We start from the raw sequence: 12,398 nt of genomic DNA, 5'->3' as shown, positions 1-12,398 counted from the left end.
CCGCCCCCGGCGACCGCTCAGGCCCCGCGGTTGTGCCGGATCAGTGATGCGACCAGGCCGGGCCGGGTGGCGGGGAAGTCCAGCGGGACGATCCCGAGCCCGGTCCAGCCGGACGCCTCGGAGCCGTCGAGGAACGACTGCACCTGCGGGTTGAGCCGGTCCGCGTTCCAGCGGGGCGGCATCAGGGCCGCCGTGCTCACGTAATTCATGAACAGCTTCCCGGGCTGCTGCGCGGCCCTGCGGAACTGGGACTCGATCTTCGGGTACTTGGCGAACGGCTCCGCCATGTAGTCGTCCTGGATGTCGAAGAGTGCGGGATCGGCGTAGCGGACGCCGGGCAGTCCACCGTTGTCGGCGAGCAGCACGACCTTGCCGCGGGCCTCGCCCAGCGCGGGCAGCGCGGGGTCGATCCGGAACAGCGGCCGCCAGCCCTTGGCGTCGAGGTACAGGTCGAAGATCCGCCGGAACTCGGCGTCGCTCCCCTCGGAGTACTCCTGCTTGACCCGCATCAGCACGGTCTCGGTGGGACGCTCGGCCAGGAAGTCCCAGCAGGCGCCGAGGACGTCACCGAACATCAGGTTCTGGTACGAGGCTCCGTGGTGGATCGCGAAGGAGTCGCCGGTGATCCGGCACCGTACATCGAGGAAGCGGATGCCGCTGCTGAGCTGTTCGGCGACGGTGGTGTTCTGGCACTCGGACCACGGGCCGCCGTAGCGGGCGCCGGAGTCGTGCGTTCCGGGGATGGTCAGGCGTTGCACGGGGGTGGCATCGGCGAGGCCGGCCATCCAGTCCTGCGTGGTGAGAGCTGCCCGGCGGGCTGCGGCGGTCGCGGGTTCCGTCCCGCCGAGAGCGGTGGCGGAGAGGGCGAGTGCGCCGGTTAAGAAGGTTCTGCGGGTGCTCATGCGGGTGCCTCCGTCGGCTGTGTGGGGGTCAGCCTTCGGAGTATGACGGGTACACGCCATAACGGGAACGGGTCCGCATCGCCGGGACAGGGGGCACCCGGCCACCCCTAGACCGTGGCCGGGCCCGTCGCCTGGCGCACCGCCGCCACCGTGCTCGCCTCCACCGCCGCGACGCCCGCTTCGCTCGCCGGCCCCAGGCCGTGGCGGGCGGCGAGCCATGAGGCGTCGTTGCAGGTCACCCAGGTGTCGCCGGCGGCGTCCTGCCAGGCCAGCGCCTTCGACGGGAGGTCGATCCCGGCGGTCTGCCGGTCCTGCATCAGCTGCGTGCCGCCCTCCGGCTTGCCGAAGATGAGCAGCTCGGTCGGCCGGAGTTCCAGGCCGATGCGGGCGGCATGGTCCGCATGGTCGATCCGTGCGAACACCTGGAAGCCCGAGGCGGTGATCGCCTCCTGGAGCCGGTCGATCGTTTCGCGGACGGACCCGTTGCAGGCGACGGTGACCAGGCCGTCGTCTGCGTCTGCTTCGGCTTCTGCAGTCATGCTTCCGACACTAGGCGAGGCCCGGGCCCGAACCCGTGACGACAGCGGGGCGGTGGGCCGGATGGCCCACCGCCCCGCTCACTCGATCACCGGACCTACTGAATGACCGTGATCCGGTCCGTGGCCGGCGGGGCCAGCGGCGCCGTGGCCGACGAGTGCGCCGCCAGATACGCGTTGAACAGGTCCAGGTCGGATGCGCCGACCAGCTTGTTGGTGCCCTGTCCGAGCGCCGCGAAGCCGTCGCCGCCGCCCGCGAGGAACTCGTTCATCGCGACGCGGTACGTCTTGGCCGGGTCGATCGCCGCACCGTTCAGCTTGATCGTGTCGACGACGACGCGGGCCGCACCCGTCTTCGTCATGTCGAGGGTGTACGTCAGGCCCTTGGACACCTGAAGGATCTTCGGGCTGGCCTCGTTGGCGCCGCTGACCTGCTGCTGGAGCGCGCTGATCAGCTGGGCGCCGGTCAGGTCGACGACATTCATCATGTTGGTGAAGGGCTGCACGGTGAACGACTCGCCGTACGTCACCACCCCGTCGCCCTCACTGCCGGTCGACTTGTACACCAGGTCCCCACGGATGCCGCCCGGGTTCATGAAGGCGACGACCGCCCCGCCCTTGTCCGCCGGGGCCAGGCCCTCCAGCTGCGCGTCGGCGATCAGGTTGCCGAGCGGCTTCTCGGGGGCAGTGGAACCGCGGCCGTTGATGTCGGCGGAGATGAAGCCCTGCGGCTTGCTCGCGATGGGAGCCGCGAGGGTGTTCCAGCGGGCGATCAGGGCCGTCATGTCGGTGGCCTTGGGCTGGTCCCGCGTGACGACGTGATTCGCCGAGATCGGGTTCGAGGAGCTCGACGACTTCACCGACGTACGCACGATGTCCTGGGTGCTGCGGTCGTACGTGAGGGTCGTGTCCGTGTACAGCTTGCCGAACGACGACGCCGAGGTGACCAGGCGCGGGTTGCCCGCCGGGTCCGGCACGGTGCACACGTACGCCTGGTGCGTGTGGCCCGTGACCAGCGCATCGACCTTCGGGCTGATGCCCTTGGCGATGTCCACGATCGGCCCCGAGATGCCGTCACCGGCGCCGGGGCTGTCGCAGTTGTAGTTGTACGAGGAGGAGGCCGGAGCCCCGCCCTCGTGGATGAGCGCGACGATGGACTTCACACCCTGCCGGTCGAGCTCCTTGGCGTACTTGTTGACCGTCTCGATCTCGTCGTGGAACTTCAGGCCCTTGACGCCGTTGGCGGTGACGATGTTCGGCGTGCCCTCCAGGGTCACCCCGATGAAGCCGATCTTGACGCCGTCCTTCTTCCACACCGTGTACGGCTTGAGGATCGGCTTGCCGGTCTTCTCGTCCGTCACATTGGCGGCGAGGTACGGAAAGTCCGCGCCCTGGAACGTCCTGTCCTTCTCGTAACACCCCTCGACCGGGTGGCAGCCACCGTTCTGGAGACGGGCCAGCTCGACGGCCCCCTCGTCGAACTCGTGGTTGCCGACGGTCGTCACATCGAGATCGATCTTGTTGAGCGCCTCGATGGTCGGCTCGTCGTGGAAGAGCCCGGACAGCAGCGGGCTCGCGCCCACCATGTCGCCGCCGGCCGCGGTGATGGAGTACGGGTGGCCCTCGCGCGCGGTGCGCAGCGAGGAGGCGAGGTACTCGACACCACCGGCCGGGATCGCCTTCGTCGTGCCGTCGGCCTGCGTCTCGGTGACGTTGCCGGCCGAACCGGCCGGCGGCTCCAGGTTGCCGTGCAGGTCGTTGAAGGACAGCAGCTGCACGTCGACGGTGCGGGCGGGCGTGTGGTCGCCGTGGTCCTGGGCGCCGGCCGGCATCGCCGCGACGAGTGCGCCGACGGTGGCCAGCCCGGCCGCGGCGGCGAGCACCCGCCGTGACGCACGGTTCTTCTGCGGTGTCGCTGACATCGGTCCCCTTGTGAGTTCAGCGGGAGGGTTCGGCCCGCAGCCTAGAGTCAACGCGCGTAGCGCGACAGGTGTTTCGCGTTACGAACCGGTTGCCATGTGGTCGGTAAGGGGATCAACTACCCTGCACCGCCCGCATCTCGCACCTATCCGATCGAAAACGTCACGGCAATGGCCGAGCCCCGCGACGCCGCACTGACCCCCTCACGACCCCGCCCCGCCGTACGCTCGTACGCATGACGACTGATGTACCCCTCCCCGCCCCCGGGCGTGAGATCCGGACGCTCGACGTGCTCTCTGCCGACCAGGCCGGAGCCGTCCTCGATCTGCTCGACGAAGCGACCCGCGCCGACGGCAGGCCCGCGGTCTCCGAGCAGGGCCGGCTGCAGCTCAGGGGCGGGCGTCGGGAGGGTGTGCGGCACCTTCTGCTCACCAGCTCGGGCACCCTCGTCGGGTACGCGCAGCTGGAGGACACCGACCCCGTCGAGGCGCCGGCCGCCGAGCTGGTCGTACACCCCGCGCACCGCGGCCAGGGGCACGGGCGGGCGCTGGGCGCCGCGCTGCTCGCCGCGACCGGGAAGCGGCTGCGCGTCTGGGCACACGGCGGGAAGTCCGCGGCGCGCCACCTCGCCCAGGTCCTCGGCCTCTCCCTCTTCCGTGAACTGCGTCAGCTGCGCCGCGCCTTGAGCCCGCTGGACATTGCGGAGCCCGTGCTGCCGCCGGGCGTCACCATCCGCACCTTCGTGCCCGGCCAGGACGACGCCGCCTGGCTCGCGGTGAACAGTGCCGCCTTCGCCCACCACCCCGAGCAGGGGGCGCTCACTCAGCGTGACCTGGACGACCGCAAGGCCGAGCCGTGGTTCGACCCGAAGGGCTTCTTCCTGGCCGAGCGCGACGGCGAGCTGATCGGCTTCCACTGGACGAAGGTGCACGCCGAGGAGCAGCTCGGCGAGGTGTACGTCCTCGGCATCCGGCCCGACGCCCAGGGCGGCGGCCTCGGCAAGGCGCTCACTGCGATCGGGCTGCGCCATCTCGCCGCCGAGGGGCTGCCGACCGCGATGCTCTACGTCGACGCGGACAACAAGGCGGCCCTGACGGTGTACGAACGGATGGGCTTCGCCACCCATGAGGTGGACCTGATGTACCGCACGGAGTCCTGAGCAGCCGGTACGGAGTCCTGAGCAGCCCGCCCGGAGTCCTGGGCGGCACAGCTCTCCCCGGGGCGGCGTCGCTTGACGCCGCCCCTTCTTTCCGACACCCTTTCACTACTCAATTAGTGAAAGGGGTGAACATGGCACGGTCCGCAGCGGTCGAGTTCCGCATCGACCGGCACAGCGGCGTCGCCACGTACCTCCAGATCGTCCAGCAGACCAAACAGGCCCTCCGTCTCGGCCTGCTGGAGCCCGGCGACCGGCTGCCCACCGCACGCGAGGTCGTCGAGGCCACCGCCATCAACCCGAACACCGTGCTCAAGGCCTACCGCGAGCTGGAACGCGAAGGTCTCGTCGAGGCCCGGCGCGGGCTCGGCACGTTCGTACGCCGGGCCCTCGGCTCCACGGCCATCACGGACACGCCCCTGCGGGGGGAACTCACCGACTGGGTCCGCCGGGCCCGGGAGGCGGGACTGGAACGCGACGACGTGAACGCGCTCTTCACCGCCGTACTGGACAGCACGTTCAAGGGGGACAGACACACATGACAGGCGCTGCGATCGAGGCGAACGGCCTCGGTATGAAGTACCGGCGCAGGGACGGGGAATGGGCGCTGCGCGACTGTTCGTTCCGGCTGCCCACGGGGCGCGTGTGCGCGCTCGTCGGGCCCAACGGCGCAGGCAAGTCCACCCTGCTCGCCCTCGCCGCCGGGTTCCTGCGGCCGGCCGAGGGAACGGTCCGGATCCTGGGCACCACGCCCGCCGAGGCACGGTCCCGGATGGCGTTCGTGGCCCAGGACAAGCCGCTGTACCCGCAGTTGACGGTCGCCGAGACACTCTGGGCGGGCGCCGAGCTGAACCCCGCCACCTGGGACCAGGACACCGCCGAGCGCGTCATCGGGGACCTGCCCAAGGACGCCAGGGTCCGTACGCTCTCCGGCGGCCGGCGCACTCGCCTGGCCCTGGCCCTCGCGCTCGGCAAGCGGCCCGAACTGCTGCTGCTCGACGAGCCGATGGCCGACCTCGACCCGCTCGCCCGCCACCGGCTGATGGGCGTCCTGATGGCGGAGGCCGCCGAACACGCCACCACCATCGTGATGTCCTCGCACATCCTCGCCGAGCTGGAGGGTGCCTGCGACTACCTCCTGCTCGTCGACGGCGGCCGGGTCCGCCTCGGCGGCGAGACGGAGGACATCCTCGCCGCGCACGCCCTGCTGACGGGTCCGGTACGGGACCTGGCACCACACACCGTCGTCGAGTCCCGCACGACGGGACGGCAGCTGACCGCACTGGTACGGAGGGAGGGCCCGGTGGACGACTCGGCCTGGGAGATCGCGGAACCGTCGCTCGAGGAGCTGCTGCTGACGCATCTGCGGTCACCGGAGGCACCGGCGCTGCTGATGCCGAGCGCCGAGGCCGGCAGGGAGGTGGCTGCCGTATGAGCGCCATCGGTCTGCGTGTGCCCGCCGCACCCGCCGCCGGGTTGCGGGGCCCCGTCCACGTCCTCCTCCGCCAGCACCGCCGCTCCCTGTGGGCGGCCTGCGCGCTGCTGGTGCTGGGCATCGGCATTGTGGTCGGGTTCCGGATCTGGGTCGCGGTCGCGAGTTCGACCGAACGCTGCGCCGACGGCGACACCACCCGCTGCGGCGACGGCTCCTACCTGCCCACCTACGCCCGCACAGCCACCGAGACCTATCTGGCGGACGGCGGTACCGCTGTCCTGTTGCTCGCCGGGCTCATCGGCGTCTTCGTCGCGGGACCGCTGATCGCCCGCGAGCTGGAGAGCGGTACGTTCCGGCTCGCCTGGGCCCAGTCGGCCTCCCCGGCCCAGTGGCTGGCGGCCCGGCTCGCCCTGCCTGCGGCCCTGGCGACCGCCGGGATGACCGTTCTGGTCCTCGTCTACCGATGGGGCTGGTCGGGCATAAGGAGCAACCCGCGCGCCTCCGGACTGAGCTGGTTCCAGAGCGGTATACACCCCGCGCTCGGCCCGACCGCCGTCGCCTACGCCCTGCTGGCCGTGGCCGTCGGTGCCCTGTGCGCCGTGGTGGTACGCCGTACCGTCCTGTCCATGAGCCTCACGGCCCTCGTCCTGGGCACGGTCATACTCGGGTTGGGCAAGCGCCGCTACGAGCTCTGGCCGACCGTCCGCGCCCTCGGTGGCGACTACCCGAGCGGTGACGCCTGGTACACCGAGTCGGGCATGCTCACCGCCTCGGGCAAGGAGATCTACTCGAAGGACTGCATCCCGGCCGGCTCGGCGGAGTCCTTCACAAGCTGCCTGCGCAACCGGGGCGGCATCACGGGCTTCGTCGACTACCACCCCGCCTCGCACTTCTGGCCGCTCCAGCTGGTCGAGACCGGCATCCTGCTCGTCCTCGCCGCCGCTGCCGTCGCAATCGCCTTCCGCGTGCTGCGCCGCCGCCACGGCTGATCCGCCCCGATCACCGGGGTCCGGGCCGCAGAGGGGCGGCCCGGACCCCGCACAGGCGCCCCGTCGCCGCAACTGCGCACCCGCACACCGCTTCCTGCACGTCATGTCGCCGTTACCGGCCATTCAGACGCGCTTGCGACCCTCTCAGGATGCAGCCAGCTGTGCCGACCCCCCGCAACGGGAGAAATCCCGGCGGAGACCGTGCGATTCCCGCGGTCTCCGCGCTGTCCGACGCGCCCCAGGGGCCTTCCGCGCGGAACAATAGGGCCATGAGCCAGCAGCCCAGCTCCGAGGTCCCGGTCCAGCCCGCCGCGCAGCCGTCCATCGGCTCTCTCGCCGCGCACCGCCCGCATGCCGTCGCGTCGGCGAACGGCGCTCTTTCCACCGCCGCCGACCTGGATCCCGATCTCGACGCCGACGCGGATGCGTACGAACCCGATGTCGACGGCGACGAGCTGCCCCAGGGCCGGTTCCTCGACCGCGAGCGCAGTTGGCTCGCGTTCAACGAACGCGTGCTGGAACTGGCCGAGGACCCTGCTACGCCCCTCCTCGAACGGGCTAATTTCCTCGCCATCTTCGCCTCCAACCTGGACGAGTTCTTCATGGTCCGGGTGGCCGGTCTCAAGCGCCGTATCGCCACCGGCGTCGCCACCCGCTCCGCCTCCGGTCTGCAGCCCCGCGAGGTCCTCGACCTGATCTGGACCCGGTCGCGCGAGCTCATGGCCCGGCACGCCGCCTGCTACCAGCAGGACATCGCGCCCGCACTTTCCGACGAGGGCATCCAGCTGATCCGCTGGCCGGAACTGACCGAGAAGGAACAGGCCCGCCTGTTCACCTTCTTCCGGCAGCGGGTCTTCCCCGTACTGACGCCGCTGGCCGTCGACCCGGCGCACCCGTTCCCGTACATCTCGGGCCTCTCGCTCAACCTCGCGGTCGTCGTACGCAACCCGGTCAGCGGCCACCGGCACTTCGCCCGCGTCAAGGTGCCGCCGCTGCTGACCCGGTTCCTGGAGGCGTCTCCGCAGCGGTACGTCCCCATCGAGGACATCATCGCTGCGCATCTGGAAGAGCTCTTCCCGGGCATGGAGGTCCTTGCCCACCACATGTTCCGGGTCACCCGGAACGAGGACCTGGAGGTCGAGGAGGACGACGCCGAGAACCTCCTCAAGGCCCTGGAGAAGGAGCTCATGCGGCGCCGTTTCGGGCCGCCGGTGCGCCTGGAGGTCGAGGAGTCCATCGACCCGTACGTCCTGGACCTGCTGGTCCGCGAGCTCAAGGTGTCCGACGCCGAGGTCTACCCGCTGCCCGGACCGCTCGACCTCACCGGGCTGTTCGGCATAGCGTCGCTGGACCGGCCCGAGCTGAAGTTCCCCAAGTTCATCGCGGGCACCCACCGCGATCTCGCCGAGGTCGAGTCCGCCTCCGCACCCGACATCTTCGCCGCGCTGCGCGAACGCGATGTGCTGCTGCACCACCCGTACGACTCGTTCTCCACCTCCGTCCAGGCGTTCCTGGAACAGGCGGCGGGCGACCCGGACGTGCTCGCGATCAAGCAGACGCTGTACCGGACCTCGGGCGACTCGCCGATAGTCGACGCGCTGATCGACGCCGCCGAGTCCGGCAAGCAGGTCCTTGTACTCGTCGAGATCAAGGCCCGCTTCGACGAGCAGGCCAACATCAAGTGGGCGCGCAAGCTGGAGGAGGCCGGCTGCCATGTCGTCTACGGCCTCGTCGGGCTGAAGACCCACTGCAAGCTCTCGCTCGTGGTCCGCCAGGAGGGCGACACGCTGCGCCGCTACTCGCACGTCGGGACCGGCAACTACCACCCGAAGACGGCGCGGCTGTACGAGGACCTCGGCCTGCTGACCGCGGACCCGCAGGTCGGAGCGGACCTCTCCGACCTCTTCAACCGGCTCTCCGGCTACTCCCGCCGCGAGACGTACCGCCGGCTGCTCGTCGCCCCGAAGTCCCTGCGCGACGGGCTGATCTCCCGCATCAACAAGGAGATCGCGCACCATCGGGCCGGGCGCCCCGCCTACGTACGCTTCAAGGTCAACTCGATGGTCGACGAAGCGATCATCGACGCCTGCTACCGGGCCGCCCAGGCGGGCGTGCCGGTGGACATCTGGGTACGCGGCATCTGTGCGATCCGCCCCGGCGTCGCCGGCCTCTCCGAGAACATCCGGGTCCGCTCGATACTGGGCCGCTTCCTCGAACACTCCCGGGTCTTCTCGTTCGGCAACGGCGGCGAACCCGAAGTGTGGTTCGGCAGCGCCGACATGATGCACCGCAACCTCGACCGCCGGATCGAAGCACTGGTCCGCGTCACCGACCCCGCCCACCGCGTCGCGCTCAGCCGACTCCTGGAGACAGGTATGGCCGACACCACCTCCTCCTGGCACCTCGGTCCCGACGGGAACTGGACCCGGCACTCCACGGACACGGACGGCCAGCCGCTGCGGCACGTACAGGAAATGCTCATTGACGCCCGGAGGCGCCGGCGTGCGACGCCCTGACCACCAGACGACGACCCGGACGGACGTGTCCGCGGGTGCGGTCCTCGGCCCCTACCTGCAGGAACAGGCCGCGGACTTCCTGCGGAGCCTGCGACTGCACCACGAGAACAGCGCACCCACGGACGCCGGGACACTCGCCGCAGAAGAGGCCGCCGGCGCCCTGCGCCGGTCGGCCCGCCGCATCAGCGGCACCCTGCACACCTTCCGCTCGGCACTCGAACCGGGCTGGGCCGAACAGCTCCGTACGGAACTGGCCTGGCTCTCCGGCACCCTGGCCCGCGAGCACGCGTACGCGACCCGGCTCACCCGGCTCCTCGATGCGTTGCACGCCCTGTCCGGCACCGCGCTGCCCGCGGCCCGTGCGAAGGCCACGGGCAGCGCACCCCGCGATACCGATGCCGCCCGGCACGAGGTCGCCCAGCAGGCCGTCGTCCACGCCAAGGAACGCGCCGCGCTCGACGTCGGCGCGGCCCGGGCCGGGGCGCTGCTGGAGCGGCAGCTGACCCTCGCCAGGACCCGCGCGCACTCGGCGGCGCTCCAGGCGCTCGGCTCGTCCCGGTTCCACGCGGTCGCCGATGCCGTCGCCCTGCTCGCCTCCGAGGTCCCGCTCTCCGCCGCGGCCGACGCCCCGGCCGTCGAGATGCTGCACGGGCCCGCCGACCGTGCCGAACAGCGGCTGCTCGGTGCGGTGGCCGCGCTCCCGTCGGACGACGCGGTCGAGCCGTACAACGAGGCGTACGACGCGCCCTGGCACCAGACCCGCCTTCTGCTTCGACTGCACCGGTACGCCCACGAGGTGGTACGCGGTGCCCCCGACCCGGTCCTGGCCGCGCCCGGGCACGCGCTCGACCTGCACCGGGACGCGGCGGAGGCAGCGTCGGCGGCGGCATCGGCGGCCCGCACACCCCGGATCGCGCCGGCCACGGCGTACGCCCTGGGGGTGCTCCACGCCGACCAGCGGCACGAGGTGGAGGCGGCCCGCGCGGTGTTCCGGGAGACCTGGCCGTACGCGGCGGCCGTGACCGCGCCATGACCGGCACCACCGTGCAGGCCGCGGGGTGCGTGCTGTGGCGCCGGGCGCCGCACTCCGGAGAGCTGGAGATCTGCCTGGTACACCGGCCCCGCTACGACGACTGGTCGCACCCGAAGGGCAAGCTCAAGCGCGACGAGCCGGCGAGGGCCGCCGCCCTGCGCGAGGTCCTCGAGGAGACCGGGCACCACTGCGTACTGGGTGCCCCGCTGCCCTCCGTCCGGTATGTCGCGAACGACCGTCCCAAGGAAGTCACGTACTGGGCGGCCGAGGCGACGGACGGCGCTTTCGTCCCGGGCGACGAGGTGGACCGCATCCTCTGGCTCTCCCCGGAAGCGGCCCGCACCCGCCTCACCCAGCCCCGCGACCGCACCTTGCTGGACGCGCTGCTGACCGCCCTGCCGGCGGCATAGGGCGTTTTCGAGCCCGTCCGGCGCACCCCGGCACCGCCCGGCACATTCGAGCCCGCCCGGCGATCGAGGGCACTTTTGAGCCACCGGGCGATTGAGGGCAGAAGGGGCACCGACCCCCGGTAACCACACGCTCCGCGCACGCCCCGCAACCGCTCTGCGAGCGCCGCACCGCACCGCCCGCCACGGTTCACCTTCCGTTCACTCTCCCCCGTAGGCCGCTTCACCTGTTCTGCCTAATTTCGGCAGTGCACGGTGCGCGGCGAAACGCCGCACCACCCACCACATCGCACGCCGTCGTAGAACGAACAAGACCTCGGCGGCTCCTGGAAGGAAAAACCCGAAAGTGAAGCTTCAGCGCAAGAACCGGCTTCGTGCCACCGCGCTCGGTGCCCTCGCCGTCTCCAGCGCCCTGGTCCTCACGGCGTGCGGTTCGGACAACAACAGCGGTGGCAGCGCCACCGGTGGCAGCGGCGAGAAGACGAGCGCCGCGTCGGACGTCAAGTGTGACGACGCCAAGGGGCAGCTGCTCGCCTCCGGCTCCAGTGCGCAGAAGAACGCCATGGACCTCTGGGTCAAGAACTACATGGCCGGCTGCACGGGCGTCGAGATCAACTACAAGGCGTCGTCCTCCGGTGAGGGCATCATCGCCTTCAACCAGGGCACCGTCGGCTTCGCCGGCTCCGACTCGGCGCTGAAGCCCGAAGAGGTCGCCGACTCGAAGAAGATCTGCAAGACCGGCCAGGGCATCAACCTCCCGATGGTCGGCGGCCCGATCGCGATCGGCTTCCACCTCGAGGGTGTCGACAGCCTGACGCTGGACGCCCCCACGCTTGCCAAGATCTTCGACGGCAAGATCAAGAAGTGGAACGACAAGGCGATCGCCAAGCTCAACGACGGCGTGAAGCTTCCGAACAAGGCGATCCAGGCCTTCCACCGCTCCGAGGACTCCGGCACCACGCAGAACCTCGGCAAGTACCTCGCCGCCACCGCGCCGAACGACTGGAAGTACGAGCCCGAGAAGAAGTGGCCGGCCCCCGGTGGCCAGGCCGCGTCCGGCTCCGCCGGTGTCGCCGCCCAGGTGAAGCAGGTCGACGGCTCGATCGGTTACTTCGAGCTCTCGTACGCCTCTTCGCAGTCCATCTCCACGGTCGACATCAACACCGGTGGCTCCACCCCGGTCAAGGCCTCCTCGGAGAACGCCTCCAAGGCCATCGCCGCCGCCAAGATCGCGGGCACCGGCAAGGACCTGGCGCTCGACCTCGACTACACCACCAAGGCCGAGGGTGCCTACCCGATCGTCCTGGTGACGTACGAGGTCGTCTGCGACACGGGCAACAAGGCCGAGACGCTCTCCACGGTCAAGTCCTTCCTGAACTACACCGCCGGCGACGAGGGCCAGAAGCTCCTCACCGACGCCGGTTACGCGCCGATCCCGACCGAGATCAACGCCAAGGTCCGCGAGACCATCGCTTCCCTCTCGTAACCAGAAGCAACACCCGTA

At 70.5% G+C, this 12,398-nt stretch carries 11 protein-coding genes; 8 read left to right on the top strand and 3 right to left on the bottom strand.

Annotation, left to right across the window (positions count from 1 at the left end; genetic code table 11):
- Window positions 1–17: 17 nt before the first annotated feature.
- The 3 genes from ACWCP8_RS34625 to ACWCP8_RS34615 all read right to left on the bottom strand — a co-directional run bounded on the left by ACWCP8_RS34625 (window position 18) and on the right by ACWCP8_RS34615 (window position 3,360).
- Entirely contained in the window at window positions 18–902 is an 885-nt protein-coding gene (locus ACWCP8_RS34625; RefSeq protein ID WP_352268766.1) for a phosphatidylinositol-specific phospholipase C, read from the bottom strand.
- Window positions 903–1,009: 107 nt separating this feature from the next.
- Window positions 1,010–1,441, bottom strand: coding sequence for a DUF302 domain-containing protein (locus ACWCP8_RS34620; RefSeq protein WP_037822716.1), 432 nt, complete (start codon window positions 1,439–1,441; stop codon window positions 1,010–1,012).
- 95 nt (window positions 1,442–1,536) lie between these two features.
- On the bottom strand, window positions 1,537–3,360 hold the full coding sequence (locus ACWCP8_RS34615) for a bifunctional metallophosphatase/5'-nucleotidase (protein ID WP_382842204.1): 1,824 nt from the start codon (window positions 3,358–3,360) through the stop codon (window positions 1,537–1,539).
- A gap of 233 nt (window positions 3,361–3,593) precedes the next feature.
- Between ACWCP8_RS34615 and mshD the strand changes: the two genes are divergently transcribed.
- The 8 genes from mshD (at window position 3,594) to pstS (ending at window position 12,380) form a co-directional block, all read left to right on the top strand.
- Window positions 3,594–4,517: a mycothiol synthase gene (gene mshD, locus ACWCP8_RS34610; protein WP_352268768.1), complete on the top strand. Its 924-nt coding sequence runs from the start codon at window positions 3,594–3,596 to the stop codon at window positions 4,515–4,517.
- A 131-nt stretch (window positions 4,518–4,648) separates the two neighbouring features.
- Window positions 4,649–5,056: a GntR family transcriptional regulator gene (locus ACWCP8_RS34605; RefSeq protein WP_352268770.1), complete on the top strand. Its 408-nt coding sequence runs from the start codon at window positions 4,649–4,651 to the stop codon at window positions 5,054–5,056.
- Complete coding sequence (locus ACWCP8_RS34600; RefSeq protein ID WP_451120232.1) at window positions 5,053–5,949, top strand: ABC transporter ATP-binding protein; 897 nt, start codon at window positions 5,053–5,055, stop codon at window positions 5,947–5,949. Before ACWCP8_RS34605 ends, ACWCP8_RS34600 begins: the two co-directional genes overlap by 4 nt.
- A complete protein-coding gene (locus tag ACWCP8_RS34595; protein WP_352268772.1) occupies window positions 5,946–6,938 on the top strand; it encodes an ABC transporter permease in 993 nt (330 codons plus the stop codon). The genes ACWCP8_RS34600 and ACWCP8_RS34595 overlap by 4 nt, the downstream gene beginning before the upstream one ends.
- 269 nt (window positions 6,939–7,207) lie before the next feature.
- Window positions 7,208–9,454, top strand: a complete 2,247-nt coding sequence (locus ACWCP8_RS34590; RefSeq protein ID WP_352268774.1) for an RNA degradosome polyphosphate kinase — start codon at window positions 7,208–7,210, stop codon at window positions 9,452–9,454.
- Window positions 9,441–10,487, top strand: coding sequence for a CHAD domain-containing protein (locus ACWCP8_RS34585; RefSeq protein ID WP_352268775.1), 1,047 nt, complete (start codon window positions 9,441–9,443; stop codon window positions 10,485–10,487). The genes ACWCP8_RS34590 and ACWCP8_RS34585 overlap by 14 nt, the downstream gene beginning before the upstream one ends.
- Window positions 10,484–10,897: an NUDIX hydrolase gene (locus ACWCP8_RS34580; protein ID WP_352268776.1), complete on the top strand. Its 414-nt coding sequence runs from the start codon at window positions 10,484–10,486 to the stop codon at window positions 10,895–10,897. Before ACWCP8_RS34585 ends, ACWCP8_RS34580 begins: the two co-directional genes overlap by 4 nt.
- Before the next feature lie 343 nt (window positions 10,898–11,240).
- On the top strand, window positions 11,241–12,380 hold the full coding sequence (pstS, locus tag ACWCP8_RS34575; protein ID WP_352268778.1) for a phosphate ABC transporter substrate-binding protein PstS: 1,140 nt from the start codon (window positions 11,241–11,243) through the stop codon (window positions 12,378–12,380).
- The last annotated feature ends 18 nt before the right edge of the window (window positions 12,381–12,398 follow it).

The sequence above is a fragment of the Streptomyces sp. NPDC002206 genome (genome assembly GCF_053593595.1).
Note: the sequence above shows the minus strand (reverse complement) of the source record. Positions and strands in the feature narration are given on the sequence as shown.